This window comes from Pengzhenrongella frigida, from assembly GCF_004168625.1.
In the GTDB taxonomy this organism is placed as follows: domain Bacteria; phylum Actinomycetota; class Actinomycetes; order Actinomycetales; family Cellulomonadaceae; genus Pengzhenrongella; species Pengzhenrongella frigida.
Map to the genome: position 1 here is coordinate 1 of NZ_SDWW01000053.1, position 26,009 is coordinate 26,009.

Consider the following 26,009-nt stretch of genomic DNA (forward strand, 5'->3'; position numbering starts at 1 on the left):
CTCATACGACCATCGTCGCGTACCGCGATCAAAGACGAACTCATGCTGATGAACTCCTGGTTCACGCCCCACGCTGGTGGACTTGCTGTGAACCACCGGCCTCAACTCATCCTGACCCGTAGGGCGGCCCCCGTCACACTTGGTCCCCCTGAGAGACGTGACGGGGGTTGTCTATACCCAATCACCCGTCCAGGCGGTCGGCTGGCTGCTGGACCCAGAGCACGTCAACCAGGGTCGCACGGCCTGACCGACGCGCGCGAGGTACCTCGGCGAGCAGGTGGCCGGTCCCACCGTGGAGGTTGGCCTGGTCGGGGGTGAGCGCAGCGCATCCGCTCAACCCTCGGACATCCCGCGGATAGACGTAGGACTTTCGGAGTGATCTTCTAGACGTGACTGCTTGCAATGGAGGGAGCCATGACGTGAACGCCGCAGATCCGCGGGTTCCGGACCCCGCGCTGGGCGCGGACGAGCTGGCGGCCGCGTTGAGCGTGTTGCCGGACGCGGTGTTGATTTTGAGAGCGGTTCGCGATGCGGACGGCACGGTCTTGGATCTGCGATACATGTACATGAACGAGGCTGCGGCGCAGCTTTACGGCATGCGGGGCGAGGAGGTCCTGGGTCGGGGGTTTGCCGAGCTTTTTCCGTCTGTCCGCGAGCTGGGGATCTTTGACGTCTACGTGCAGGTGATCGCCTCGGGGGCGCCGGCGTCGTACGAGGCGTCGCCGTTCCTGGAGAACGGCCGGCAGGGGTCCTTTTGGCGCACCGCGCTCCGGTTCGGTGACGGGGTCCTGATCTCGGTGCGTGACATCACCGGACAGCGGCAGGCGGAGGTAGCCCTAGCCCGGACCAGTCAGCAATACCAGCTCCTGGCGGAGAACGCCTCCGACGTGGTCATGCTGCTGGGTCCCGGCTGGACGTATGAGTGGGTGTCCGTCGCGGTCGTCGATGTGCTGGGATGGCAGGCAACGGACCTGGTCGGCCGCAAGGTCGAGGAGTTCATCCACCCCGACGACGTCGCCCGAGTGCGGAAAGTCGCTGCCGACGCGCTCGGGGGCGCGGCGAGCATGGAGTTCCGGTTCCGCCGCCATGACGGCACCTACCAGTGGATGGCGTGCCGGATCCGCGCGAAGGTTGACCCCGACGGCTCCCTGGCGGGTGTGGTCGGCGCCATGGTCGACATCACCGACCGAAAGGCCGCCGAGGCGAAGCTGTCCTTCGCGGCGAGCCACGATCCGCTGACCGGTCTCGCGAATCGAACGATGCTGCTGGAGGAGACCACCCGTGCTCTCGCCGCCGGACAATGGTCCGGTCGCACCACGGCCCTGCTGATGGTGGACCTCGACCACTTCAAGAACATCAATGATTCCCTGGGGCACGGGGTCGGGGACGAGCTGCTCCGCACGGTGGCGCGCCGGATCTCGGCCGCGGTTCGCTCGGTAGACCTCGTGGCCCGGCTCGGCGGCGACGAGTTCGTCGTACTACTGCGCGGCCTGGACGACCCCGCCGACGCGCTCCGGCTCGCCGAGCGGCTCGTGGTCGAGTCCCGCGAACCCATCACGACGAACGGCACCGAGCTGTACGCGACCGCATCGGTGGGCATTTCCGAGTCCGTCCCGGGTGTGGATCCCGGCCATGGGGCGGTCGACCTGATCCGGGAGGCCGATACGGCCATGTACGCGGCCAAAGTCGCCGGCCGGAGCCGGATCGCCCAGTTCAACGACGACCTGCGCCAAACCGTGAACAACCGGCTGCACCTGGAAGGCGACCTCCGCCACGCCCTTGAGCGCGACGAACTCGCCGTCTGGTATCAGCCCGAGATCGATCTTCACGACGGAACCGTCCGGGCAGCCGAAGCACTGCTGCGCTGGCACCACCCCGACGGTGAACTGCGCGAAGCGGCCCAGTTCATCGATGTCGCCGAAGACAGCGGCCTGATCCTTGACATCGGTGCCTGGGCCCTGGGCCAGGCCTGCGCCGACGCCGCCCAATGGGCAAGGAACGAACCGCGCAATCGGGTGCTCCTACGAGTCAACCTTTCCCCCCTGGAACTGGGCCAACCCGACCTGCTCACCACCCTCGACGATGCTCTGTCCGTGAGCGGGCTCGACCCACGGCTGCTGTGCGTGGAGATTACCGAAGCGACAATTCTGAGCCCCAGCTCCACCGTGAAGGTGAACCTGGACGGAATCAGCGCACGTGGCATCGAACTCGCGATCGACGACTTCGGGACCGGGTACGGATCGCTGACCTACCTTCGCAGCTACCCGATCGACGTGTTAAAGGTCGACCGGAGCTTCGTCACCCACATCACCACCGACATCAACGACCGCCACCTCGTCGCCGGCATCGTCGCGCTCGCCGCCCGGCTGGGCATCTCGGTGACCGCCGAGGGCATCGAAACCCCCGACCAGGGGCAGGTCCTCGACGCGATCGGTTGTGCGGGTGCCCAAGGCTTCCTCTACTCCCGGGCTCTCCCCATCGAGGAGTGGACCGAGTTCCTCCGGGAAAATCTGGCCAGCGTACGAACGTAAGCCAACCCCACTCGCGGTTTCCGTTAGGCCGGGGCTGCTCTGTCGTTGAGAGGTCGGGGCCAGATGCGCGGCGTTGCGGGCGAGGGTCGCCGTCGTGCTGGCGACCTTTGGGGGCATCGCGGGCAGGTCCCGATAGTCGCCGAAGTCGCTGGCGGCGTTCCAGCCCGACCACGATCACGGCGGCGCCCGACAGGAAGGCGATGGACGACACCGTGCAGCGCACGGCAAGTCACCACAACGCACAGAATCACGCACGACGAGTTCCACCCGTGGGGCGTTTGGCCGTCTGGGGGATCGTTGGGGTGGGTTCGCCCACGGGTGCTGAGCCGTTCTCGACATATGAGGCACAGTGGACGCCGTGGACACGTCCGATCTGGTGACCGTGGTGCTCGTGCTGCTCGGCGTCCTCTCGCTGTTCGGGATTGCCGTCGTCGGGTTCGTCATGTGGCGCTACCGCGTCCCGCCGCGCGGGCTGATCGCGATGATCGGGGCGTTGGTCTATCTGGCGAGCCCGGTCGACGTGTTGCCTGAGGTGATGCTTGGACCGATCGGCCTCTTCGACGATGCTGGCGTAGCCACCGCCGTCGCGGTCTTCGTCTACAAGCTCGTGACGGTCAAGAGGCGACTCGAAGGTGCGGGCGTCAAAGGCCGGCGGAGGTCCCATCGGGTGATGGAGCCTCAGCGGAAAGCTCCTCTCTGACCAGTCGTCCGGCCCACGACTCGGCGACTGACGACGCACGCCATCAGCGCCACTTGAGCGATGCTGTCGTGCGGCGTCTCCGCATCCGGGCCCGACATCCGTGACTATCGGCGGGAACGCGCGCAGTCCGGTGCCCTGGCGATGCGAACGCGTTCCTCGCAGCGCGCCCGGCATCGGAGGCGCAGTTCGCGGTATGCGAGCTGGGCCGCACAGTCCATCCGAGGGAGCACCTCCTGGCGTGACCTGCCTGTTTGCCCGCGCCACGGCGGCGCGGGTTTACCCCCTCCCTTTCGTACTTTGGCGGGGGCAAAGGCGGGAAGGGAGTGTGCAGAACCGGATAGGTCCTGGGAGCCCGTTTCGCCGTCGAAGGCATCCATTTCCGTCATCGTGTCGGCCGCGTGGATCCATCACCGATCACCGCGCAAGATCACACCCACCCGAAGATCTGTGCGGTCGGGTGGTCGGATCGCGCTGGATGTCGCGTCGGGCCGGTCGCCCCTGCACCTGCGGTGCGCATTGATGCCTCTTTGAAGCTTGAGCAGTACCGTTGAAGGACTCACCCAGTCCAGGGGTCGGAGGAAGTCCATGACTTCAGACCAGTCGCAGTCGCAATCCCGACCGAGTGGTCCGTCGATCCCGCCGTCACCAAGTCCGGCTGACACGGACACCCCACCGAGTCGACCCGCAACTACTCGCGCGGCCGCCGCGTGGTTTGCGACCGCGGTGGCGCTCGTTCTGCTGGTGCTGCTCATCGTGTTGATCCTGCAGAACCAAGCCGTCGTCGAGGTGCAGTACTTCGGCCTCACCGGATCCGTCCCGCTCGGAACAGCGCTGCTGATCGCGGCTGTTGCGGGTGCTGCTGTTGTCGCGATCGTCGGAGTCGTTCGACTCACGCAGCTGCGCGTGAAAGGCCAGCGAGCCAGGCGTGTGAAAGCCCAGCGTGAGAGGAAGCCCTGACTGGCGCGCCTGGGTCACACGCCGCTGGGTATCAAACCGAGAGTGTCAGCGCCGTCAACGCAATCTCCCCACCGACGCAGTCGGGCCGGCGGATCGAAGGAGCCGTCACCGCTCTGAGCGCGGCTGTAGCCCATCCCGGTGTCGTCTTGGTGCAGGGGCACATGGTCGGGCCGGGGCGGGACGACGAGCGGATCACGGTCGAGGGCGTGCGCGTGGTGGGCGACCCGTGCTGGAGGGGTTGGCTGCCGGGGACCAGGAGCGTGCGTGGGCGCGGGTCGTGGAGCTCGGCATCGACGATGCGGACAGCGCGCCCGACGAGCTGCGCGCACCCGACGGCGAGGACGACGAACCCGGGGCGATCCCTGGCGCCTGGACGGTGTAGTAGGACTGACCCCACACAGACACTGGCTGGGTCTCGGGCCGCCTACGCGGACTCGTGCCGACACCATCCGATCGGTAGGATCACGCACGAGAGTTCAGTTTCGCGTGGCGGTCTGCGATGGCTCGGACCGATCTTCGGGTCAACCTCCGAGCGGATTGTTCACGGGGCATTTACGGGGCAAAAACCCTCGGTCCCGACCGGTCTCTTTCAGGCCGCGTCGGCTCGCCCGCCAAAGCAAAAGCCCAGGTCATCGGCCTATTGCGGACATGCTCGGCCAGGGGCGGACCCATACAACATGGGATCGATCCTTGCAGGGGGTCGCAGGTTCAAATTTTGTCGGCGAGCGGGTCAGCCGACAATGATCTTTACGTTCCGGAGAAATCCCTTGGTTTGATCGTCCCCATCGTTCTTGGCGCCGATGGTGAGCGAGCTGGTATTGCTTATCGAGCCGAGCGACACCTGTCGGCTGGTGACGTTGCCGTCGACGGCGACAGAAATCATGCCCGCGGCGCGCCGACAGGTGATGCTGTGGAAGTGGCCGTCCAGCACGCTGACGGGGCTCGTTACGGCTCGTTCGCTCGCGTTCGCGCCTTTGAAGAAGCACGTGGGCGCGGGAATCAGTTCCATTTTGAACGAACCGCCCGAAGTCGAGGACAGGCCTTTGCGCATGAGGTCATAGTCTTTCGCTGCTGTCGGACGGGTCGCGGTCGTGTTCCAGGCGAAGTCCAGGCTGAAGGAGAAGGCGCCGGTGCCGGGGTTCAGGCCGCTCTTGGACTTCACCGTGACGTGCCCGGTCGTGAACTTGTAGGACGGGCCGGGCTGCCCCACCGTGATGCCGGAGCCGAAGGTGCCGTTGTTTCCGCCGCCGCTGATGTCGACGGCCGTCCTTCCGGACGTCTCGTTCAGCGGCAGATTGAGGACGGTTCGCGGGACGGCCTGGGCCGACGTGGCGAGGCCGATCAGGCCGAGGAGAGCGATGAGAAGGATCGCTGGGTTGCGGAGGACTGCTTGCTTTCGCGCAGACATGGCTTCGCCCTTCGTTGGACGGGGGTGTGTTCTCGAATGTGGTGGTGGCCGACTGCGTGCCCGGAGCCCGATCGCCCACTCCGGTGAGGCGTGAGACAGGGTTGGCCGCCCAGATGGATGCGGTTGCACCGCCTCATCGCCATGTGACTCGAGGCTTCCACCAGACGGCCCGATCCGCATCTCACAGCGGGCCCTCAGGAAACCTGACCCGGTGCCGGGTTGCCTGTCACCGCCTGCACTGGTGTTCTGGCGGGCCCGTTGGGCATTCAGCCCGTCGACAACCGGGGGAGGGATCTCCAACGTCCGCCGACTCGTGACCGTCCTCGCCGGAACGAGGATCAGGGCTCGCTGGTAGGTCTGGACCACTCCTGTGCTTGTCGTGAACCTCGGTGCGGCACCTTCTGCTCGAGGGCGACACGGGCAGCACGCCTTGACCAATGATGTGGCGCTGCTCGAGGCAGTCTGTATGCCGCTCCTCGGCGCAGGCACGAACGTCGGCTCGTCGCGCATTCAACCGCGATCGAGGTCATGGGCTCTAGTTCGGGCGCGGATTCGCCCGGCGAACGCCCGATCGGCGGTACGACTGGCAGCCCTTGCCAAACCCGGCCTAGCGATCTATCGTCAAGCATCTGCTCAGTAACTGAGCATCCGCTCACGATGACGTTGAGAGGGGCGCAACGTGGCGCAAACCGAGAGTTCGGGTGACTCACCCGGACCAGTCGCGGTCCTGACTGACATCTGGAAGTCCTACGGCGGGGTGGCCGTGCTTAAGGGTGTCAGCATCGATCTCCTGCCGGGCGAGATTCACGCGATAGTCGGCGGCAATGGAGCCGGCAAGTCCACTCTCATGAAGATCGTCACCGGCATGGTGACGCCCGACGCCGGTCAGATCGTGATCGGTGGACGCGAGGTCCAACACCTCACTCCGCGTTCTGCGCATGCGAATGGCGTCTATCTGGTGCCGCAGGAGCCTGAGCTCTTTCCCAACCTCTCCGTGCTGGAGAACATCCAGCTGTCTTTGGGTCGGCGCCCTCCCTCCCGGCGCGAGATTCGCGCGGTGGTGGAATCTCTGTGCCACGCGATCGACCTCGATGCACGGGCATCTGACCTGTCGATCTCCGACCAGCAGCTCGTCGAGATCGTTCGGGGCATCCTCCGAGGCGCTCGGCTCCTCGTCGTCGACGAGCCGACCTCGGCGCTGACCGCTCGCGAAGCGGATCAGCTGTTCGATCAGCTGAGGACCCTGGCTCATGGTGGGGTCGGGATCTTCTACGTGTCCCACCGCATGCCCGAGATATTCGCCCTCTGTGACCGGGTGACGGTGCTGCGCGACGGTGCGACGGTCCTGGCAGAGACGACGGCGAACACCTCGATCTCGGCGCTGGTCATGGCCATGGTTCCCGATTCGGTGCTTCGGGACGTCCCCCAACGAGCGGCAGCGGTCCGGCAGCCGGGCACGTTGCCGGCCCTGACCATCGACGGCCTCACCGGGAACGGGTTCCGTGACGTCTGCCTCGACCTCTACCCGGGGGAGGTCCTCGGAGTTGCCGGCGTCGTCGGTTCCGGTCGGACCGAGCTCGCGGAGACGATCTACGGCCTGCGCCCCGGTATCGGCACCGTGCGGCTTCGGGGCGAGGACTACGAGCGCCGCTCACCGCGACGGAGTCTCGCGAAGGGGCTCTCCTACGTTCCCGAGGACCGCCACGAGCACGGGGTGTTCCTGCTCGGCACCATCGTCGACAACATCTCCTCCACGGTGATGTCGTCCGTGGCGAAAGCGGGATTCATCGACGGCGCGGCCGACCGCCGCCTGACCGACCAGATGGCGACCGACCTCGCGCTGCAGCCCGGTGACCGCAACCGACACGTCGCCAATCTCTCCGGCGGCAATCAGCAGAAGGTCTCGCTGGCGAAAGCCCTCGCCCCCAAGCCCACGGTGATCATGCTTGACGAGCCGTCACGCGGGGTGGATGTCGCCGCGCGAGGTGACCTCTATCGCCTGGTGGCGAAGCTCGCTGACGCCGGTCTGGCCGTGCTGTTGATCTCCTCCGACTTCGAGGAGGTCGTTCAGCTGAGCAGTCGCGTGCTGATCATGCGCGACGGAGTCATCAGCGACGAGCTCGCTGGTCAGGCCATCACGCTCGAGTCCGTGCGAAATGCTGCGTTCGGCGCGCTGAACAGCGAGGTCTCGGCATGACTGTTCCTGGATTTCTGAAGGCTCGCGAGGTTGTCACCATCGCGGGAGCTTTGATCTTTATCGTCGGGGTCGGGGTGGCTCAACCACGATTCGTGGAGTACGAGAACCTGACCCGGATCGCGAACTCGACCGTGATCTTGGCGCTCCTGGCTGCCGGGGCCGCGCTGGTGATCATCACGCGGAACATCGATGTCTCCGTCGGCTCAACGATGGCCCTGACCGGGATCGTCGGTGGCAGCATGCTTCGCGATGGCGTCTCGATCGCCGTGGTCGTCCCGGTCGTCATCCTGGCCGGCGCGGGACTCGGGGCGGTCAACGGGATCGGGGTGACCTACGGGCGCGTCCCGTCGATCGTGATGACGCTCGGCACGCTGGGCGCCTACCGAGGAATCTCGTTCATCCTCACGAGCGGCCATTCCGTGGAGAACATCCCCGCGGAGTTCAAGAAGATCGCCGTGACCAAGCTGCTCGGCATGCCGGTGATCGTCTGGGGCGCCTCGGCCCTCCTCATCGGCCTGATGCTGCTGATGTCCCGGACGCGGGCGGGTCGACACCTCTACGCCACGGGCGACAACGCTGCGGGCGCGCGCCTGATCGGCGTCCGCACGAACGGCATGGTGATCATCGCCTTCTCCGCCTCGGGCGCCCTCGCAGCGCTGGCAGCACTCGTCTTCCTTGCACAGATCGGCTCCGTCTCGAACCAGGCCGGCATGGGAATCGAGATGCGAGCGATCGCCGCCGCCGTGATCGGGGGAGTGGCCCTCTCGGGTGGTGTCGGCACCATCCTCGGAGCGACGTTCGGTGCGGTGTTCATCACGACCGCGACCAGCTCGCTCAGCTTCATCGGGATACCGGGGTTCTGGGCAGACACCGTGATCGGCGCCATCCTGCTGCTCGCTCTCTTCGCTGATGCGCGGGTACGTGCAGGGCTGGAGAAGCGTCGCCTCTCTGCACGCTACAAGCGCGAGCTCGGCGGGCCGCCGGAACCCCCACCGGGTGACCGCCCGGCGCCTGCTGCGCTTCCGTCCGAGAAGCGGATCGCCGGAGGTGTGGCATGAACGTCGCCAAGGCAGTCCTCCGCGGAGCTGCTCGCTGGGAAGGTGCGCTCGTCGTCATCCTGATGGTGGAGGTGGTGGTCTTCGGGGCGCTCAACCCTCGGTTCCTCGACGCAGGTCGGCTGATCTCGTCGACCTCGGACTTCCTCTACCTCGGCATCATCGCCCTGCCGCTGGCCATCGTGATGATGACTGGCGGAATCGACATCTCGATCGGCTCGATCGTCAGCTTGTCGGCCATCGTCACGGGCGTGACGTTCGCGAACGGCGTGAACATCTGGCTCGCAGCGTGCTTGGGCCTGCTCGCCGCCCTCCTCGCGGGCCTCGCGAACGGCCTCGCGATCGTCGCCACGGGTGCGAACCCGATGGTCATCACGCTCGGTACCCAGTTTCTGTTCGCCGGGCTGGCGGTCGGGATCTCCGGCCTCGCCAACGTCTCCTCGTTCGAGGGCATCTCCGGCCTGCCGGACAGTTTCGTCGCCGTCGGAAACGGCGAGACCGTCGGAATCCCGAACATGGTCCTGATCTTCGTCGTCGTGGCCGCCATCTTCGCGGTGGTCCTCCACGGAACGACCTTCGGCCGCCAGGCCCGGCTGATCGGCGCGAACCCCAAAGCCGCCGCCTACAGCGGGTTCGCGGTCACGCGGATCACCATCTGCGCCTACCTGCTCTCCGCGCTGGGCGCCGGGATCGCGGGCGTGCTGCTCACGTCCTACCTGGCGTCGGCTCGTGCTGACATCGGCGCCAACATGCTGATGCCGGTGCTCACGCTCGTCGTCATCGGGGGCGTGAGCATGTTCGGTGGCGAAGGCACGATCGTCGGCGTCATCATCGCGACCTTCGTCATCGGCTTCCTCCAGCAGGGTCTGCGATTCGCAGGAATGTCCGAGTCGGAGGTCGCCGTGGCCAACGGCACCGCCCTCGTCCTCGTCGCCAGCCTGCGCTGGTGGACGTCGCACACCGCCGAAACGCTGAAGAACCAGCGAGCACGCCGACGGAAGCCCCGAACACCGATCACCGGAAGCAGTCTGCAGGGGCCAGAGGTCGATGTTCTGCAGAGCACGAGAACCCGCTAGTCCACCCATCGCTCCGCCACGGCGGGGACGCACAGACACGAGGAGTTAGTTCAATGAAGATCACCTCCGCCTTGTTCGCAAGCGTCGCGATTGCCGCCCTGGCATTCACGGCCGGGTGCTCGGACAGCACGGCCACCACGGATGCCGAGGGAAGCGCAGACGCTGCCGACGCACCCCGAGTGGCCTTCATCCCGAAGCTGACCGGCGTCGGCTTCTTCGAGAGCGGTGGCGCCGGTGCCGAGGCTGCCGGCGAGAAGTACGGCCTCGATGTGACCTACGTCGGCTCACCTGAGGCCTCCGTGGCCAAGCAGGTCGAGCTCATCAACACAGAGATCCAGCAGGGCGCTGAAGCGATCATCGTGTCCTCGGTCTCACCGGACGGGCTCTGCCAGGTGTTCAAGAAGGCCATGGCGCAGGACATCCTCGTGCTGACGTGGGATTCCGACGTCAACCCGGAGTGCCGCACCTATTACATCAGCCAGGGGACGGCGGACCAGCTCGGGGCCATGCTCGTGGAGATGGCAGAGGTGGACATCGCCAAGACCGACAAGGTCGAGGTCGCCTTCCACTACGCGAGCCCGACCGTGACCGACCAGAACCAGTGGGCGGAGAAGGCCAAGCAGATCATTGCCGACGAGACGTCGTGGACGGTCGTCGATACCGTCTTCTCCGAGAACCAGACGGAGCTGGCGGTGCAGCAGGCCGAGGCTCTGATCAACGCGAACCCCGATCTGAAGGTCATCTTCGCACCGGACGCCAACGCGCTCCCGGGTACCGCTCAGGCTCTCGAGAGTCTGAGCCGTACGGACCTCAACGTTGTCGGCTTCTCGACACCGAACGTCATGCGTCCCTACATCGAGAGCGGCACGATTAAGCGCTTTGGGCTCTGGGACGTCACGAAGCAGGGCGAGCTCGCGGTGGCGGTGACCAAGCAGCTGCTCGATGGCAAGAAGCTCAACGTCGGGGACTCCTTCGACGTCGACGGCCTGGGCACCCTCGAGGTCTCCCCGAACTCGGTGCAGGGCTACGACTACGAGGCAGACGGCAACGGGATCATCCTCATGCCCGAGCGGGTGGTGTTCACCAAGGACAACATCAACGACTTCGACTTCTAGGCACCACGGGTGGGTGGGGCTCTCGCCCCGCCCACCCGCAGCCCTACCGCTTCGGGGAGGAGAGAAATGGAACGCCAATCGAGGGTCCGCGGCGACGCTGACTGGGCCGCAGAGGAGCAGCTGCTTCGAGTCGCCTGGTACTACTACGTCGACGAGCTCACACAGGACGAGATTGCCAAGCGGCTCTCTATCTCGCGCGCATCCGCGGGTCGGCTGCTCGGAAGGTGCCGGGACAGCGGCATCGTTCGGTTCACGATCAACTCGGACTACTACGAATCGTTCCAGGTCGGCCGTCAGCTCAAAGAGAAGTTCGGGCTCAAGGAGGCGCTGGTCCCGCCGTCCGACGAGACCGACCTCCAGAACCAGGCCATCGTGAACGCCCGACTGGGACGGGGCGGGGCCCAGTACCTGCAGAGCCATCTCAAGCCCGGGGACATCCTCGGGATGGGGTGGGGAGACACCGTTCGCCAGACGATGGACTCGTTGTCATCCGACGCGATTGCTGACGTCAGCACCGTCACCTTGACCGGCGGCGTCGGCGCCTACATCAACACTCTGCGCCGGGCGCGCGACGATCGCGGTTCTGGCCTCCTCGACGCCGTCCTCCCGACCCCCATCCTCGCCTCCTCGGAGGCACTCGCGACCGCACTGCGCGCCGAGAGCGAGGTCCAGGACGTGCTCAAGATGGCACGGAGGGCGAACCACGCGATCGTCGGGATCGGATCCATGACCGGTCAAGCGACACTCGCACAGGTAGGGAACGCAACCCAAGACGAGCTCGCGCGCTACGCCGACGCGGGTGCTGTCGGCGACGTGCTCGGCCTGTTCTACGACGCCCAGGGTCAGCTCGTCGATCTCCCCATCCACCGTCGCCGGATCGGCATCGAGATGGACGACCTGATGGCCATCCCCAATGTCGTCGGGGTCGCCGGCGGAATGAGCAAGCGCGCGGCAATCAGCGGCGCCCTTCGCGGCGGATTCCTGGACGTGCTGGTGACCACCGAAGAAGTCGCACGCGCGCTCCTCGCGGAAGACGCACCATGAGCCACGTCCTCGCGATCGACGCAGGCACCGGTTCCGTCCGCGCGGCGCTCTTCACGCTCGAGGGAGCGCTCACCGCGGCCGCCTCGCGACAGTGGGAGCACGACCCCGAGCCAGGTGTCCCGGGATCGATGAGCTTTGCGACCGATCGCAACTGGTCACTCATCGTCGAGTGCGTCCGCGAAGCCCTTGCGATCGCGGGGATCCCAGGGAGGTCGGTGACGGCCGTCAGCGCAAGCGCCATGCGTGAAGGGATCGTGGTCCTCGACGCCGGAGGTCGAGAGATCTGGGCCTGCGCGAACGTCGACTCCCGGGCCGACGCCGAGGTCGCCTACCTGGCGAGCCAGCCGGGACTCGTCGAGAAGGTCTACCGCCGAAGCGGTCAGACATTCGCCCTCGCGACGCAACCACGCCTGGTGTGGCTCGCCCGGCACCGACCCGAGCTTTACGAGCGCGCTCACACCGTGCTCATGCTCAGCGAGTGGGTGCTCTTCCGGCTCGGCGGCGGCCGGTTCATGGAACCCTCGAACGGGTCCACCTCCGGGATGCTGTCCCTTGCGAGTCGGTCCGCGGACCCCGAACTTGCGACCCTGTGCGGATTGCGGCCCGACCTTCTGCCCGAGGTCGTCGAGCCGGGGTCGGCGGTCGGCCGGCTGTCCGCCGTCGCAGCGGAAGCGACCGGCCTGGCGGAGGGGACCACCATCGCCGTCGGCGGTGGTGACGCCCAGCTCGCGGCACTCGGCCTCGGCCAGACCGAGCCCGGGCAGGTGCTGCTGACCGGCGGCACGTTCTGGCAGCTCAACGTCAACATGGGCCGTCCCCTCACGCACCCCGACCTCGCCGTGCGGGTCAATGCGGCGGCGGTCTCTGGCCTGTGGCAAGCGGAGGCGATCGCCTTCCACCCGGGCACCGCGGTGCGCTGGTTCCGCGACACCTTCGCCGGCCCCGAGGTGGCCGCCGCACGTGCAGCAGCCCGCAACCCGCTCGATGTGCTCACCGAAGCCGCTGCGCAGGTCCCTATCGGATCGGACGGCGTGATCCCGATCTTCTCGGACGTCATGAACTACCGGCACTGGACCCACGCGGCGCCGTCCTTCTTGAACCTGTCCCTCGACGGCGGTCCGCGTCTCAGGGCAGCGATGTTCCGTTCGTTGCTCGAGAACGCGGCAATCGTCGCGCACTCCAACCTGGCCCTGGTCAGTGCTTTCACCCCGGTCGCCGACGATGCTCCCGTCGTCTTCGCCGGCGGAGCGGCCAACTCCGCCGTCTGGACACAGATCGTCGCGGACGTTCTCGGACGCCCGGTCCGGGTACCGGTGGTCACCGAAGCCACGGCGCAGGGCACGGCCGCCTGCGCGGCCGCCGCCACGGGGGCCTATGCGACGCCGGCCGAAGCGGGGAGGGCCTGGGTCCGATGGGCACGCGACGTCGAGCCCGACGCAGCCCGGCACGAGCAGTACGAACCCGTGAGAGTGCGCTGGTCGGTCGCATACGCGGCTCAGCGCGAGCTCATGCGTGCGGGTGTCACCACCCCCATGTGGCAAGCGCCCGGATCCTAGAAGGAGGAGCGAACGCGATGGAACGTCGTCGGCTAGGCGAGACCGAGTTTCGGTTTGGCGAGTTCGGACCCGGATACCTGCTCCGTGGCCCGCGAACGGATCTTGGTGTCGTGCGGCTGCGCCCCGGCGACGATGCGTCGAATCACTATCACCGAGCGATCGAAGAGACATTCGTCGTCATCGAGGGCTCGGCGACCCTCTGGCTCAACGGACGAGAGCGCTTCAGCGTCACCGTTGGCGACGTCTGCCAGATGGACCCGGGCGATCAGCACTACTTCGTCAACGAGTCCGACGCGGTCTTCCGGGCGATCTTCATCAAAGCGCCGTACGACCCGCTGGACGGCGTTCAGGTGCCGTGGGTCCCGGGCGATCCGCTCCCGGAGCTCGCCTCCTGAAGGCGGCGTGCCCCCACCCCCCCACCCCGGCCCTGCTCAGACAGGGAACCCGACGCACGGAAGGACCACCATGGCCGACCTCGACGGCAACATCGATGCCAACCAGTACCACCTGCAGACCCCCCAGATCGCCTCGGGATTTCACGTCAAGGGTGCCTCAGGCCTTGATTTCGGGATGAGACACCGCCTGGGCCGGATCTTCGACGTCACTGACGGCCGGACGGTCATGCTCGCGTTCGACCATGGCTACTTCCAGGGCCCGACGAGCGGGCTCGAGCGGGTTGACCTGAACATCGTTCCCCTCGCGCCCTACGCAGACGCACTCATGGCTACCCGAGGCATCATTCGCTCAGTCATCCCGGCATCTGCCGGCAACCCGCTCGTCGTCCGCGCCTCGGGCGGACCGTCGATCCTGAAAGACCTCTCCAACGAGCGAATCGCCATGAACATTGAAGATGCCGTGCGAATTGACGCCGCAGCGGTAGCCGTCCAGGTCTTCGTCGGCGGCGAGCACGAGACCCAGTCGGTGCACAACCTGACCCAGCTCGTTGACGGCGGACTGCGGATGGGGATACCCGTCGTCGGCGTGACTGCCGTCGGCACGAACCTTGCGCGCGACGCTCGCTACCTTCGTCTCGCGACCCGGATGATCGCCGAGCTCGGCGCTCAGGTCGTGAAGACCTACTTCTGCGAGAAGGACTTCGAGACCGTCACCGCCGCGTGCCCCGTCCCCATCATCATGGCCGGCGGCAAGAAGCTCCCCGTGCTCGACGCTCTGACCATGGCATTCAACGCAATCTCCCAGGGGGCGTCCGGCGTTGACATGGGGCGCAACATCTTCCAGCGGCAGGCCCCGGTGGCGATGATCCAGGCTGTCCGCAGCGTGGTGCACGGCGACCTCAAACCCGTCGAAGCGCTCGAGCAGTATCGCGACCTGTCGGGTGACGCGGAGGACTGACGACTTCGGCGCACGCCGCCCGCCCCAGAGCACCTACCGGTGCGGGCGGCCACTCGGATTGAAAGGATGCGCCATGCGCACCAGATGGAGCTCGACTGATCCCGATGCCGTCCCGGTAGGGGAGGGGCTGAGCCAAGATCTCATCGAGTGTGCGCGGGCGTCTCGATTGCTGGGCTCAGACTCCTACCTCGTGCTTCATGGTGGAGGCAACAGCTCCGTCAAGATCGGGCAGGCGATCTACGTGAAGGCCTCCGGCTTCGACATGCGCACGATAGGCCCCGAGGGATTCTCCGGGCTCGATCGCGCCGCACTCGACACCCTTCTCGCACGGGACACGATGACGGATGCCGACCTCGTGTCGGGTCTGCGCGCGGCACTTCTCGACCCGGTGTCGGCCACTCCCTCCATCGAGACGCTCCTGCACAATCTCCTCCCCTTCCGCTCAGTGCTCCACTCCCACGCCGATCCGATCGTGACGCTCACGGACAACACCGACGCGCACGCGCTCGTTGCCGAGGTGTTCGGGGAGGACGTCCTGCTGCTCCCGTACTGCATGCCCGGGTTCGAGCTGGCAAAGCTCGTCCAGAACGAGTGGGCCAAGCTCGAGGGGCGCGAGGTGCGGGGGATCGTGCTGGCGCATCACGGGCTCTTCACCTTCGGTGACACGGCGCAGCAGGCCTACGAGCGCCAGATCGACCTGATCGAGCGTGCCGAACGGTTCATCCTCCAGCGGACGGGCATCGAGTTCGTCGATGACCCGGAAGAGGCAGAGCTCAGCTGGAAGGACGCGCCCGTCGGGCTCAGATCCCTGGCCGTGCGAGGGAGCGAGCTCGCCGGCACGCCGCTGATCGCGTGTGCGCTGGTCTCCCCGACGATCGCGGCGTTCGTGCGCCGCGCGGATGTCACCGACATCACCCAGCGTGGCCCCTCGACCCTCGAACACGTGATCCGCACGAAGCGTGTGCCGCAGGTCGGCGCAGACGTCGACGGCTACGCGCAGGCGTATGCGGAGTACTTCCTGCGCAACCAGAGCCGCTCGGCAACTCCGCTGACGATGCTCGATCCGGCGCCCCGTGTCATCCTCGACCCCGTGCTGGGGATCGTCAGCCTGGGTCGAACCGACAAGGACGCCCGAATCGTCCAGGACATCTATCGCCACACGATCCGCGTCATCGCAGCGGCCGAAGCGCTCAGCACCTACCTGGCGATCACAGAGGGCCAGTCGTTCGACATCGAGTATTGGGACCTTGAGCAGGCCAAACTCCATCGCGCGTGAGTGCGCACTCCCGTAGGAATCCCCCCATCTTTCGGAGGCCGCCTTCGCGGGTCGAGCTGGTCGGCTCGCTGGTGCCCGCACGTCGAGGCCAGCGTCGCACTGTGCGCGCAGGGCGGACGTGCTGGTCAGTGGGTAGTGCGGGGCGCGGAGACTTGATCAGGGCGGGTGATCCCCGTCGGGATCTACGTCGACACCTCCCGGACCCGAGACCGTTCCGCTCACCCGCTCTCCGTGACGTGCTCGACCTGCCCCGCAGCGATCGTCTTCGATCTCGACGTCGCGCAGCCGAGCCAGCATCGCGCCTACGCGCACATCGACCGTGAGCTCCCCGGGTTCATCGGGGAGCTCACGGACCGGGTGCCCGACCTGCAGTCGGCGCCGGGCTGAGCCTGGGCGCACACGGTTCGGTCAGTGGCTGACGGACAGGTTCGCGAGGACCTCGTCGAGCTTCTCGTAGCCCTCCGTCACGCCCTGCTCCATGCCGCTTGCGGCCATCCCGTCCCGGGCCTCGACGCTCGGGTAGACGCTGTGGGCGGACAGCAGGGTGCGACCCTCACCGAGGTCCTCGAGGCGCATCGTCTCGAGGCTGACTATGTCGGGGAAGCCCTCGAACTCGAACGTCTGGATGATGAGCTCGTTTGGTCGGGCGACGTGCACGACGCCGTTGAACGTGTACGACACGCCCTCCGGGTCTGTGTGCAGGTAGCGGTAGCGGCCCCCCGCCTTCATCTCGAAGCGTTCGATGGTCATGTCGTACCCGCGCGGGCCGAGCCACAACGTGAGCAGGTCGGGTTCGGTGTGGGCGCGGTACACGGCCTCGACGGGGGCGTCGAACTCCCGCGTCATGTCGATGAACGGCAGGCCCTCGGGCGCCGTGATGGTGACAGCGTTGGTGGTCATCAGTCGTCCTTCCTGGGACGGGTGGTGCTGGGCTGGTCGGTGCTGATCGAACCGAGGACGGCGTCCAGGGTCCGGTACTGCTGCTCGTGCAGCAGGCGGTACCGGTCGATCCAGGCGGTGAGTGACTCGAGCGTGCGGGGATCCAAGTGCACGGGCCGACGCTGGGCGTCCCGCGTGCGCGTGACGAGGCCAGCGTGCTCGAGGACCTGAATGTGCTTCGAGATCGCCTGCTTGCTGATCTCGAACGGCTCGGCGAGCTCGTTGACCGACGCCGGACCCCGACTGAGCCGGGCGATCATCCGCCGCCGGACGGGATCCGCCAGGGCCATGAACGCCCGGTCGAGCCCCTCGGTGTTCTCGCTCTCCATCGCTCGACAACCAACTCCTTGATCAACCGTTCAATTGATTAAGGCTAGATCGGTCGGTTTCGAGCTGTCAAGACTCGCGTGCGATCTGAGTTTGTCGGCGGCGGTGCGGCCGCGGCCGTCAAGGCAGGAGCGGGCGGGTGCGTATGGCGTGATCCGGCGCACGACCTGACACGCTCCGCGCCCGATGCCAGACTGGTTGCGTCGCGCGTCGTCGACGGATGAGCGACGACAAACTGAGCGACGACAGACCGGGCGACGACAGACTGGGCACCCGAACGTGGCAGCGAACCACTCACGCCAGGACGATCTGGGCGGCGGGCACGTGCTCGTCGCCCGCGACCTGGTCCGTCGCTACGGGGACCTGACCGCCGTCGACGGGGTCTCCTTCCATATCGACCCGGGCGAGACCTTCGGGCTGCTCGGCCCGAACGGCGCCGGGAAGACCACCACGATCTCGATGGCCGCCGGTCTCATCCCCGCGGACTCCGGGTCGGTGACCGTCGCCGGTGAGCCGATGGGCCCGGGCGAGGTGCACGTCAAGCGGCACATCGGCCTGGTGCCGCAGGACCTGGCGATCTACCCCGAGCTCACGGCCCGGGAGAACCTCATGTTCTTCGGTCGCCTGCAAGGGCTGCGGGGCCAGCCGTTGTCCCGGCGCATCGACGAGGTCCTCGAGATCATCGCGCTGACTGACCGGGCCAAGGACCCGACGAAGGAGTACTCGGGCGGGATGAAGCGCCGCCTCAACATCGCCATCGGGCTGCTCCACGAGCCCACCCTGCTGATCCTCGACGAGCCGACGGTCGGCGTCGACCCGCAGTCCCGCAACGCGATCCTCGAGTCTGTCGAGGCGCTCTCCGTCGGTGGCATGGCGGTGCTCTACACGACGCACTACATGGAGGAGGCCGAGCGCCTCTGCGACCGCATCGCGATCATCGACTCTGGGCGCATCCAGGCGGAGGGCACCCGGAGCGAGCTGATCACGCTAACCGGCGGCGTGGACCACATTCGGTTGGCCGGCGCGGGCCAGAGCGCGGCGACCCAGGCGGCGCTGCGCGCCCTGCCCGCCGTCGAGCAGGTCGCCGCCGACGGGCACACGCTCACCCTGACGGTGCGCGACGCGCCCACGGCGGTCGCCGGCATCGTCACCACGGCGACGGGCGCGGGAATGACGCTGAGCGAGGTCGAGATCACCCGGCCGGACCTCGAGTCGGTCTTCTTGCACCTCACCGGCAAGGCCCTGCGGGACTGACGATGCGACAGCTCTGGACCATGACCGCGTCCGACCTGCGCCAGCGGGTCCGCGACCGGTCGGTCATCATCTTCGCGCTGGTCGTCCCGCTGGCCCTGATGTTCGTCTTCAACCTCACCCTCGGCGGGGCGGCCGACCAGTCTCTGGACCCGGTGACCGTCGCGGTGTCCGCCCCGGCCGACGACACCCTCGCCCCGATCCTGATCGCCTCGCTGACCCAGGTCGACGGGGTCGACGTCACGGTCGACGAGGTCTCCGCCGACGAGGCGCGGGACCGGGCCAGGTCCGGCACGGCCGAGCTCGGCGTCGTCATCCCCGAGGGCTTCGGCGACGCGGTGCGCCAGGGCGAGGAGACCGTGGTCGCGGTGACCGAGGGCGACGGGTCGGGGCTCGAGTCCGACATCCTGCTGACTGTCATGCAGGGGGTGCTCGCCCAGCTCTCCGCGGGCGCGGTCACCGCCGCCGCGGGCGCCCAGAGCGGAGTGCCGGCCGAGGATCTCGGGGCGCTCGCCCAGCAGGCGGCCACCCAGGCGGCGGGCCTCAACCTGACCGAGGGCGAGGCCGCCAACGAGCAGCTGAGCATCGCCGGCGCCCTCGTCGCGGGCCAGGCCGGCCTGTTCCTGCTGTTCACGGTCGGCTTCGGGGTCCTCGGCCTGATCGCCGAGCGCGAACAGGGGACGTTGGCGCGTCTGCGCTCGATGCCGATGCGACCGGGACTGATCGTGACGGCGAAGGGCCTCGTTAGCTTCATCCTCGGGTTCGTCGCGACCGGGGTGCTGCTGACTGCCGGTTCGATCTTCTTCGGCGTCTCGTTCGGCTCGCCGGTGGCCGTGGCGGTGCTCATCGTGTGCGCGGTGGCCGCTGCGACGTCGCTGATGTTCATCATCGCCCGGGCGGCGCGCACCGCAGAGCAGGCGAGCGCGCTCCAGACGATCCTGGCGCTCGTGCTCGCCATCTCCGGTGGCGCGTTCTTCCCGCTCACCGCCACGGGCGCGCTCGACACCGTGCTCGGCCTCAACCCGATCGCCGCCTTCACCCGCGGCCTGGGAATCACCTCGGGCGGTGGCGGGCTGGGCGACATCGGCGTACCGGTGGCGATCATGCTCACCTTCGCTGTCGTCGGCCTCGCGGCCTCCCGGCTGGTACCGGATCGGGGGCGGGACCTGTGAGGGCCGCGCGCGCGATCGCCGCCGTCGAGCTGCGACGCTTCTTGCGCGACAGGTCGAACATCTTCTTCGTCTTCCTCTTCCCGCTGCTCCTCGTCCTGGTGATCGGAACGCAGTTCGGCGGCGGCGGTGGGAACGGTCGGGTGGCGATCAGCGGGACCGACAGCGCGCTGAACAACGCGATCACGGCCTCCCTCGAGGACGACGACGTCACCGTCACCCGCGCCGGCGCCGAGGCCGTGCGCCAGCAGGTGGCCCGCGGGCGCACCGACGTCGGGCTGTTCATCTCACCAGCCGCGGCCACCGCGTACGACGCCGGCGACCCGGTCGACCTCGAGGTGGTCCCCGGCACCCAGCAGGGCACGCAGGCGACGCTGCAACGGGTCCGGACCGCCGTCGCGGGCCTCTCGGTCGAGCGAGGTCAGGTCGCGGCCCTGGTCGGGGCGGGCATCGGCGACACCCAGGCGCGGGCGGCGCTGGCCGACGCCGCGGCGGCCAGCACGCCGCCCGAGCTCACGGTGGTCGACGTCGACAGCATCACGCAGGAGTTCGCCGGGCTCGGGCAGTTCGACCTCGGGGCGGCCGCGGAGCTGCTGCTGTTCGTGTTCCTCACCTCGCTCGCCGGCGCGACGACCCTGATCCAGACCCGCCGTCTGGGCGTCATGTCCCGCACCCTCGGGTCACCGGTCTCCACCGGGCAGGCCCTCGCCGGTCACGCGTTCGGACGCTTCACGATCGCGCTCTTCCAGGGCGCCTACATCATGCTGGCCACCGCGATCTTGTTCCGGGTGAGCTGGGGCAACATCTGGCTCTCGCTCCTCGTGCTCGCCACCTTCAGCGCGGTCGCCGCGGGCGCCGCGATGCTGATCGGCTCGCTCCTGGACAACGACGGCGCGGCGTCCGGAATCGGCATCGGACTCGGCCTCGTCCTCGGGGCGCTGGGCGGGTGCATGCTGCCGCTCGAGCTGTTCCCGGACACCCTGCGCACCATCGCCCATGTCACGCCCCACGCCTGGGCCTACGACGCGTTCGCACAGATCCAGCGCCACGACGGGACGCTCGTCGACATCCTTCCCGCCCTCGGCGTCCTCGTCGCGATGGCCGCGGTGCTGCTCGCGCTGGGCACCTGGAGCCTGCGGCGGAGCATGTCTCGAGCCCTCTGACCGGCCGCCGGTGCGGCCACGCAGGCCCGAGATCTCACGACGGTCAGACGAGGGTAGAGCCCGCTGTCCTCGTCGCCAGAATGGGTCAGCTCGAACTGATCTGATGTGGCCGCGAACAATTGACGTTCGCCCAGTTCAGAGGCTCTTTTCAATGGGTCACCATGACTTTATGTCACTCCGCCGCTAAAGCGCGAGACCAGCGTGTGGTCCGGCGAGCAGATTGTCGTCTCGTGGTCGGACTCATAACGCACCTACGCGCGATCAACAAATTCGCAAGCGATACTTGCTTCGTGTAGTTTCGTTCGCTCGATGGCCGAGCCCGGCCCTCGTTTTCTCGCGAGAGGGACTCACATGACGGTTTCAGGATTCATTACCGCCATTGTCATCGGCGCAATCATCGGACTGCTTGGGCGCCTGTTTGCGCCCGGCAAGCAGAACATCTCGATTCTCGTCACGATCCTCGTGGGAATCGTTGCGGCGTTGCTGGGCACGGCCCTCGCAAGTGCGGTTTCCTCGGCGGATACCGCCGGGATCGATTGGGTCGAGATCCTGTTCCAGGTTGTTCTTGCGGTCATTGGCGTGACGCTGGCCGCTCGTATGCTCGGGGGCCGTCGTCGCTGATCTTGTGCTGCAAGCGCCCGGCGGCCTCGGCCGCCGGGCGCTTGTCGTGCGCCGCGCGGACCGCGTGGTTCGCCATGCTCGCGTCCAGCTCGCACTCAAGGGTGCGTTCGCGGCCGCGGCCGCGTGGTTCGTGGCCGCGCGCCTGCTGCCGGACGACGTTGCGACGTATGCCTACTACGCCCCGTTGGGCGCGGTCATCGCCATCCATCCGACCGTCCACCGGTCGATGACGGAGGCCGGTCGCAACGTGGCAGGCATTGTCTTGGGTGCGGTCATCGCGTTGCTGACCGAGGCTGTGCTCGGTGTCAGTGTCCTGACAGTCGCGCTGGTGGTCGCCGTAGGAATCCTCGCCGCCGGCATGCGGTGGCTGGGATCCCAGGGGGCATGGGTCCCGACAGCCGCGTTGCTCACGCTCGTGGTCGGCAGCTCCGACCAGCAGGACTACGTGCTCGCGTACGCGGGCCTGACGCTGATGGGCGCAGTTCTCGCCGTCGGGGTGAACCTGATCCTGCCGGCACTCCCGCTGCAGCGGTCGGCGCGTTCCCTCACGGACCTGCGCGACACCCTTGCTCGTGAGCTCGACGCGCTGGCCGACTACTACTGCCCGCCCGCCGACTCCACGTCGCGAACCGAACGATCGAGCCAGGGGCACCTGGACCACCTGCTCGGGGAGATGCGCTCCGCCGTGCGCGAGTCCGGCGAGGCGGCCGACGCGAACCGGCGCGCGCGGAACAAGCGCGAGACCTTGCGAGGCCTGCACCGCCAGGCGCAGGCCCTCGAACAGCTCGGGTTTCTCGTTCAGGATCTCGGCCTGCTCCTCGACGACCACGACTGCGGCGGGGGCTCACTGGGGTCGGCTCCTCAGGTCCGGCTCCCTGCAGCCCAGGCGTTGCGCGCCCTGGCGAATGCGGTGCGGGCGGTGACCGCGGGCAGGTCCGACGTTGACCTCACCGCCACGGCGACCGACGCCGTCGACCACCTCGCCACCACGCTACGGGCCCACCCGCCCGACGCCGTCTCGCACCCCGACCTGCTGGTGACCGGCACCGTGGTGACCGCCCTTCGCCGGTCCCTCACCGTCATCCACCGTGGCGACGAGGACGACCAGTTCCGCGCGTGACGTTCGTTCTTCACTCTTCACCGGTGCGCAACCCGTTGGTGGCCGGCGGGTTCGGGCCGCGGTTCTACGCCGGCATCCCGCCAGAGCGTCGTGTGATCGTCAGAGGACCGAGGATTCGCGCAGGATCCGGGCCACCGTTGTCATCTGCGCGGCCTGCGAGGCGTGGTGGCGCGGGATGCTGCGTGGGCTCGGAGTAGCACCTCGACCGATCGCACCGCGATGCCCCCGATCAGCACCGTGACGATCACCACCGCGAGCCAGGCCCAGAGCTCGTAGCCCGCGCTGTGCCACAGCGCCAGCCAGTGCACGGCATAGGTCCCGCTCGAGGCAGCGGTGAAGGTGAACGCCCAGAAGCCCAGATGGAACGGCAGCCGCGCGTACGTGCCCAGCATCATCACCTGCACGAGGATGAGCACGACGAAGGTGCCGAGCAGCATCGTCTCCAGGAGATCGGGTTGACCGCCGTTGTGCGCGAACCAGGCGTTGCCCGCCACGGCCGGCGGAGCGGAGAAGATCGCGAAGGTGGGCAGCAGGGCCGCGGGTGGAGCTGGCCGGAACGCCATCCTGGCCAGCACGACCGTGCCGATGATCAGCCAGGTGAGCAGGCCGACGGCGATCGCCGCCACGGCGAGGGTGCCCCAGGCGAACGTGCCCGCGCCCTGCGCGACGATGAAGGCCGCGGCGACGGTGGGCAGCAGGTAGCCGGCGTGCACCGCATCGATGCTCCGCTGGTGCTGGACGAGCTGCGCGAGGAACCAGGCCCCGAACACGAGCGCGAGCACCATGAACACGCTGGTGGCGATCCGACCGGAACGGGGAAGGTACGCGGCGTAGTGGGTGCAGACGAGCATCGCCGCCGTCGGAGCGAGCGAGGCGAACGCCCCCTGCACCGGGTCGCGAAGGTCGGCGGCGATGCTGCCGCCACGGTTGCGGGAGCGCGCGAGGTAGTTCACGACGACCACGACCCAGGCGAGGGCAGCGACGGTCCACAGCAACTCCGCGATCACATTCGTGACCAAGCCCGCGCGCGCCGCCATCGTCCAGGTTCCCGCCAGGCCGGCCAGGCCGAACGGGATGCCGAGACTCGTGAGCGGCGCACGCCCGGTCCGGGTCGCGCGACGGATCGACCGCGGCACAGAACTCATCAGCGTCTCTTCCCGACGGGCCGCGCACGGTGTCACCGGGCACGTCTCGCATCATCGTGTGAGCTCAGCGTGCTGGCACAGCAGCGATGTCAACGCGGTGAGGATCTCGGCTCGCCGCACTGTCGTCGGCTGCACGAGGATACGGCGCGACGCCGGCTGCGCTGCACCGCTGTCGGCCTTCGCCTTGACAAGTACCGGCCCGGCGCTACTTTCGGGGCATGGCCGCCCCGAAGACCCGACCCACGGACCAAGACGTCACCGCCTTCCTCGACGCCGTGGAGCACCCTCGCCGGCGAGCGGAAGGTCACGTGCTCCGCGCCCTGATGGAGCGCGTGACCCAGCAGCCCGCGGTGATGTGGGGGCCGACGATGGTCGGATTCGGCTCATCGACGTACACGAACACCCTGGGTACCAACGACTGGTTCGACGTCGGCTTCTCACCGCGCAAGGCGGCCATGACGATCTACGGCATCCACAACGGCTACGAGCCGGTCAACCCCCTGCTCGCGGACCTCGGTCCGCACACCACCGGCATGGCGTGCGTCTACGTGAAGCGGCTCGACGACATCGACCTCGAGGTGCTCGAGCGTCTCATCAGCGACGCCTGGAGGGCTTTGCACGGCTGACGACCACCGCGGTGCGCGGGCGACCCCAGGTGCCCGGGTTCGGTTTCCGTGGCCGACTTCGGCAGCCACGACCGCAGGTACGGCTCGTTGGCCGAGATCGAGCGTGGGCGTCAGCGATCGAGAAGGACGCGGCCGGACGCCGAGGACATCCGCCGTGGCCGGGAGCTGCGGAGCCAGAGCCAGCGCGCCGAACGAGCGCGGCTGTCGTAGCGTCGAGGTCGACCATCAGCACCAACGCGAAGGAGCGTGCCATGGAGGTTCACCGCTTCGATTCCACAGAGGACGACGTCCCCCGGGCGCGGGAAGGTAGCGACGCGGACCTGTATCCAGACCGGCCGAGGTTCGACCGGGAGAATGAGCCCGAGTCGGTCGAGACCGGGGCTGCCCACCCCGGCACGGATGCGGACCTGTTCCCGGACGAGCCGAGGTTTGACCGGGTCAACGAGCCGGAATCGGTGGGGATTGGCGACGCCCGCCCCGGCACGGACGCGGACCTGTTCCCGGACGAGCCGAGGTTTGACCGGGTCAACGAGCCGGAATCGGTCGAGAGCGGGGACGCCCGCCCCGGAACCGACGCCGATCGGTACCCCGACCGGCCGAGGTTCGACCGCGTCGACGAGGAGTCGGACGTCGACCTGGACCCGGAGTCGGGCGCGGACATCTAGATATCGAGACGACCGGCCGGCCCGTTTCTTTGCCGGCCGGTCGTGTACGCGTCGCACCGTTCGTCGTCGCCGCTGTCCTGAGCGGAGTCCCGATGCGGCCGATGACGCAGCGCGGCCCTGCCGTCGGCGCGCGCTGCGCGACCGCGTCGACCAGACTTGACTGGTCTGATCGCTGGTCAGACAGCCCATCGGGGCGCGAACGCGCTCGGGAGAACAGGAGGACGTCCCATGACGACTGCGCGAGAAATCATGACCGGTGGCGTGGAGTGTGTCGGCGAGCACGAGACTCTCGCCGATGCGGCGCGCAAGATGCGTGACCTCGGGGTCGGATCGTTGCCGATCTGCGGTGACGACCACCGTCTCAAGGGCATGGTCACGGACCGCGACATCGTGATCAAGTGCGTGGCGGAGGGCCGCGATCCGGCGTCCACCCTCGCCAGCGAACTGGCCGAGGGCAAGCCCGTCACGATCGGAGCCGATGACCCGGTTGACGAGGTCCTGCACACGATGGCCCAGCACCAGGTGCGCCGCCTACCAGTGATCGACGGGCACGACATGGTCGGCATCGTCAGCCAAGCCGATGTGGCACGGCACGTGCCGGAGGAGAAGGTCGGCGAGCTGCTCGAGGCGATCTCGTCCTAGCCCGGATCTTTCACGGGGTGCCGGCGCGCGGTCGTGACGGCGCGGTGGCCGTCGTCGCGGTGTGATTTTCGCG

26 protein-coding genes and 1 pseudogene are annotated in these 26,009 nt (G+C 67.7%); 23 read left to right on the forward strand and 4 right to left on the reverse strand.

Annotated features, from left to right (window positions below; translation table 11 throughout):
- Window positions 1–419 precede the first annotated feature (419 nt).
- The 4 genes from EUA98_RS16935 (at window position 420) to EUA98_RS19875 (ending at window position 4,570) form a co-directional block, all read left to right on the forward strand.
- Window positions 420–2,531, forward strand: a complete 2,112-nt coding sequence (locus EUA98_RS16935) for a putative bifunctional diguanylate cyclase/phosphodiesterase (RefSeq protein ID WP_165372875.1) — start codon at window positions 420–422, stop codon at window positions 2,529–2,531.
- Between the two features lie 349 nt (window positions 2,532–2,880).
- Window positions 2,881–3,231: a YkvA family protein gene (locus EUA98_RS16945; RefSeq protein WP_130103878.1), complete on the forward strand. Its 351-nt coding sequence runs from the start codon at window positions 2,881–2,883 to the stop codon at window positions 3,229–3,231.
- Window positions 3,232–3,954: 723 nt separating this feature from the next.
- Window positions 3,955–4,188, forward strand: coding sequence for a lipopolysaccharide assembly protein LapA domain-containing protein (locus EUA98_RS20320; RefSeq protein ID WP_242511638.1), 234 nt, complete (start codon window positions 3,955–3,957; stop codon window positions 4,186–4,188).
- Window positions 4,189–4,414: 226 nt separating this feature from the next.
- The gene (locus EUA98_RS19875; RefSeq protein ID WP_165372876.1) at window positions 4,415–4,570 is read left to right on the forward strand and encodes a hypothetical protein; all 156 of its coding nucleotides are present in this window, start codon (window positions 4,415–4,417) and stop codon (window positions 4,568–4,570) included.
- 348 nt (window positions 4,571–4,918) lie between these two features.
- Here the strand turns inward: EUA98_RS19875 and EUA98_RS19880 are convergent, their stop codons facing one another.
- Window positions 4,919–5,596, reverse strand: a complete 678-nt coding sequence (locus EUA98_RS19880) for a LamG domain-containing protein (protein WP_165372877.1) — start codon at window positions 5,594–5,596, stop codon at window positions 4,919–4,921.
- A 763-nt stretch (window positions 5,597–6,359) separates the two neighbouring features.
- Between EUA98_RS19880 and EUA98_RS20580 the strand changes: the two are divergent.
- The 11 genes and pseudogenes from EUA98_RS20580 to EUA98_RS19885 form a co-directional block, all read left to right on the forward strand.
- Window positions 6,360–6,731 (forward strand): annotated as a pseudogene (locus EUA98_RS20580) (ATP-binding cassette domain-containing protein); the annotation flags it as partial.
- Window positions 6,732–6,881: 150 nt separating this feature from the next.
- Window positions 6,882–7,793, forward strand: coding sequence for an ATP-binding cassette domain-containing protein (locus EUA98_RS20330; RefSeq protein WP_242511640.1), 912 nt, complete (start codon window positions 6,882–6,884; stop codon window positions 7,791–7,793).
- Window positions 7,794–7,867: 74 nt separating this feature from the next.
- Complete coding sequence (locus tag EUA98_RS16965; RefSeq protein ID WP_165372878.1) at window positions 7,868–8,851, forward strand: ABC transporter permease; 984 nt, start codon at window positions 7,868–7,870, stop codon at window positions 8,849–8,851.
- Window positions 8,848–9,924 (forward strand): ABC transporter permease subunit, encoded by a 1,077-nt coding sequence (locus EUA98_RS16970; protein WP_130103883.1) that lies wholly within the window; start codon window positions 8,848–8,850, stop codon window positions 9,922–9,924. The genes EUA98_RS16965 and EUA98_RS16970 overlap by 4 nt, the downstream gene beginning before the upstream one ends.
- A gap of 53 nt (window positions 9,925–9,977) precedes the next feature.
- Window positions 9,978–11,039 (forward strand): autoinducer 2 ABC transporter substrate-binding protein LsrB, encoded by a 1,062-nt coding sequence (gene lsrB, locus EUA98_RS16975; RefSeq protein WP_130103884.1) that lies wholly within the window; start codon window positions 9,978–9,980, stop codon window positions 11,037–11,039.
- A gap of 66 nt (window positions 11,040–11,105) precedes the next feature.
- Window positions 11,106–12,083 (forward strand): sugar-binding transcriptional regulator, encoded by a 978-nt coding sequence (locus EUA98_RS16980; RefSeq protein ID WP_130103885.1) that lies wholly within the window; start codon window positions 11,106–11,108, stop codon window positions 12,081–12,083.
- On the forward strand, window positions 12,080–13,639 hold the full coding sequence (gene lsrK / locus EUA98_RS16985) for an autoinducer-2 kinase (RefSeq protein ID WP_130103886.1): 1,560 nt from the start codon (window positions 12,080–12,082) through the stop codon (window positions 13,637–13,639). Before EUA98_RS16980 ends, lsrK begins: the two co-directional genes overlap by 4 nt.
- Window positions 13,640–13,656: 17 nt before the next feature.
- The gene (locus EUA98_RS16990) at window positions 13,657–14,034 is read left to right on the forward strand and encodes a cupin domain-containing protein (RefSeq protein WP_130103887.1); all 378 of its coding nucleotides are present in this window, start codon (window positions 13,657–13,659) and stop codon (window positions 14,032–14,034) included.
- A 70-nt stretch (window positions 14,035–14,104) separates the two neighbouring features.
- Entirely contained in the window at window positions 14,105–14,992 is an 888-nt protein-coding gene (gene lsrF / locus EUA98_RS16995; protein ID WP_130103888.1) for a 3-hydroxy-5-phosphonooxypentane-2,4-dione thiolase, read from the forward strand.
- Window positions 14,993–15,065: 73 nt separating this feature from the next.
- Entirely contained in the window at window positions 15,066–16,268 is a 1,203-nt protein-coding gene (locus EUA98_RS17000) for a class II aldolase/adducin family protein (protein ID WP_130103889.1), read from the forward strand.
- Between the two features lie 231 nt (window positions 16,269–16,499).
- Window positions 16,500–16,655, forward strand: a complete 156-nt coding sequence (locus EUA98_RS19885) for a hypothetical protein (protein WP_165372879.1) — start codon at window positions 16,500–16,502, stop codon at window positions 16,653–16,655.
- 21 nt (window positions 16,656–16,676) lie between these two features.
- Here EUA98_RS19885 and EUA98_RS17005 read toward each other — a convergent pair whose 3' ends face one another.
- Window positions 16,677–17,168: an SRPBCC family protein gene (locus EUA98_RS17005; protein WP_130103890.1), complete on the reverse strand. Its 492-nt coding sequence runs from the start codon at window positions 17,166–17,168 to the stop codon at window positions 16,677–16,679.
- Window positions 17,168–17,536: an ArsR/SmtB family transcription factor gene (locus tag EUA98_RS17010; protein WP_130103891.1), complete on the reverse strand. Its 369-nt coding sequence runs from the start codon at window positions 17,534–17,536 to the stop codon at window positions 17,168–17,170. The genes EUA98_RS17005 and EUA98_RS17010 overlap by 1 nt, the downstream gene beginning before the upstream one ends.
- Before the next feature lie 277 nt (window positions 17,537–17,813).
- Here EUA98_RS17010 and EUA98_RS17015 point away from each other — a divergent pair, with 277 nt between their 5' ends.
- The 5 genes from EUA98_RS17015 to EUA98_RS17035 all read left to right on the forward strand — a co-directional run bounded on the left by EUA98_RS17015 (window position 17,814) and on the right by EUA98_RS17035 (window position 22,858).
- The gene (locus EUA98_RS17015; RefSeq protein WP_242511644.1) at window positions 17,814–18,788 is read left to right on the forward strand and encodes an ABC transporter ATP-binding protein; all 975 of its coding nucleotides are present in this window, start codon (window positions 17,814–17,816) and stop codon (window positions 18,786–18,788) included.
- Window positions 18,789–18,790: 2 nt separating this feature from the next.
- Complete coding sequence (locus tag EUA98_RS17020) at window positions 18,791–19,957, forward strand: ABC transporter permease (protein ID WP_242511645.1); 1,167 nt, start codon at window positions 18,791–18,793, stop codon at window positions 19,955–19,957.
- Window positions 19,954–21,117, forward strand: a complete 1,164-nt coding sequence (locus EUA98_RS17025; protein ID WP_130103893.1) for an ABC transporter permease — start codon at window positions 19,954–19,956, stop codon at window positions 21,115–21,117. The genes EUA98_RS17020 and EUA98_RS17025 overlap by 4 nt, the downstream gene beginning before the upstream one ends.
- 351 nt (window positions 21,118–21,468) lie before the next feature.
- A complete protein-coding gene (locus tag EUA98_RS17030) occupies window positions 21,469–21,738 on the forward strand; it encodes a GlsB/YeaQ/YmgE family stress response membrane protein (RefSeq protein WP_130103894.1) in 270 nt (89 codons plus the stop codon).
- Between the two features lie 64 nt (window positions 21,739–21,802).
- Window positions 21,803–22,858: an FUSC family protein gene (locus EUA98_RS17035; protein ID WP_165372880.1), complete on the forward strand. Its 1,056-nt coding sequence runs from the start codon at window positions 21,803–21,805 to the stop codon at window positions 22,856–22,858.
- A gap of 140 nt (window positions 22,859–22,998) precedes the next feature.
- On the opposite strand, the gene EUA98_RS17040 is transcribed toward EUA98_RS17035, so the two are convergent.
- On the reverse strand, window positions 22,999–24,003 hold the full coding sequence (locus EUA98_RS17040) for an SLAC1 family transporter (protein WP_130103896.1): 1,005 nt from the start codon (window positions 24,001–24,003) through the stop codon (window positions 22,999–23,001).
- Window positions 24,004–24,221: 218 nt separating this feature from the next.
- Here EUA98_RS17040 and EUA98_RS17045 point away from each other — a divergent pair, with 218 nt between their 5' ends.
- The 3 genes from EUA98_RS17045 to EUA98_RS17055 all read left to right on the forward strand — a co-directional run bounded on the left by EUA98_RS17045 (window position 24,222) and on the right by EUA98_RS17055 (window position 25,936).
- On the forward strand, window positions 24,222–24,629 hold the full coding sequence (locus EUA98_RS17045) for a DUF1801 domain-containing protein (RefSeq protein WP_130103897.1): 408 nt from the start codon (window positions 24,222–24,224) through the stop codon (window positions 24,627–24,629).
- A 251-nt stretch (window positions 24,630–24,880) separates the two neighbouring features.
- Complete coding sequence (locus tag EUA98_RS17050) at window positions 24,881–25,294, forward strand: hypothetical protein (RefSeq protein ID WP_130103898.1); 414 nt, start codon at window positions 24,881–24,883, stop codon at window positions 25,292–25,294.
- A 228-nt stretch (window positions 25,295–25,522) separates the two neighbouring features.
- Window positions 25,523–25,936: a CBS domain-containing protein gene (locus tag EUA98_RS17055; protein ID WP_130103899.1), complete on the forward strand. Its 414-nt coding sequence runs from the start codon at window positions 25,523–25,525 to the stop codon at window positions 25,934–25,936.
- The last annotated feature ends 73 nt before the right edge of the window (window positions 25,937–26,009 follow it).

Coding starts and splice junctions, on each gene's coding strand:
- EUA98_RS16970 (WP_130103883.1), top strand. CDS start 8,848: ATGAACGTCGCCAAGGCAGTCCTCCGCGGAGCTGCTCGCTGGGAAGGT.
- EUA98_RS17045 (WP_130103897.1), top strand. CDS start 24,222: ATGGCCGCCCCGAAGACCCGACCCACGGACCAAGACGTCACCGCCTTC.
- lsrB (WP_130103884.1), top strand. CDS start 9,978: ATGAAGATCACCTCCGCCTTGTTCGCAAGCGTCGCGATTGCCGCCCTG.
- EUA98_RS17000 (WP_130103889.1), top strand. CDS start 15,066: ATGCGCACCAGATGGAGCTCGACTGATCCCGATGCCGTCCCGGTAGGG.
- EUA98_RS17030 (WP_130103894.1), top strand. CDS start 21,469: ATGACGGTTTCAGGATTCATTACCGCCATTGTCATCGGCGCAATCATC.
- EUA98_RS17055 (WP_130103899.1), top strand. CDS start 25,523: ATGACGACTGCGCGAGAAATCATGACCGGTGGCGTGGAGTGTGTCGGC.
- EUA98_RS19880 (WP_165372877.1), bottom strand. CDS start 5,596: ATGTCTGCGCGAAAGCAAGCAGTCCTCCGCAACCCAGCGATCCTTCTC.
- lsrF (WP_130103888.1), top strand. CDS start 14,105: ATGGCCGACCTCGACGGCAACATCGATGCCAACCAGTACCACCTGCAG.
- EUA98_RS17020 (WP_242511645.1), top strand. CDS start 18,791: ATGCGACAGCTCTGGACCATGACCGCGTCCGACCTGCGCCAGCGGGTC.
- EUA98_RS17005 (WP_130103890.1), bottom strand. CDS start 17,168: ATGACCACCAACGCTGTCACCATCACGGCGCCCGAGGGCCTGCCGTTC.
- EUA98_RS17040 (WP_130103896.1), bottom strand. CDS start 24,003: ATGAGTTCTGTGCCGCGGTCGATCCGTCGCGCGACCCGGACCGGGCGT.
- EUA98_RS17010 (WP_130103891.1), bottom strand. CDS start 17,536: ATGGAGAGCGAGAACACCGAGGGGCTCGACCGGGCGTTCATGGCCCTG.
- EUA98_RS20330 (WP_242511640.1), top strand. CDS start 6,882: ATGCCCGAGATATTCGCCCTCTGTGACCGGGTGACGGTGCTGCGCGAC.
- EUA98_RS16980 (WP_130103885.1), top strand. CDS start 11,106: ATGGAACGCCAATCGAGGGTCCGCGGCGACGCTGACTGGGCCGCAGAG.
- EUA98_RS17050 (WP_130103898.1), top strand. CDS start 24,881: ATGGAGGTTCACCGCTTCGATTCCACAGAGGACGACGTCCCCCGGGCG.
- EUA98_RS16990 (WP_130103887.1), top strand. CDS start 13,657: ATGGAACGTCGTCGGCTAGGCGAGACCGAGTTTCGGTTTGGCGAGTTC.
- lsrK (WP_130103886.1), top strand. CDS start 12,080: ATGAGCCACGTCCTCGCGATCGACGCAGGCACCGGTTCCGTCCGCGCG.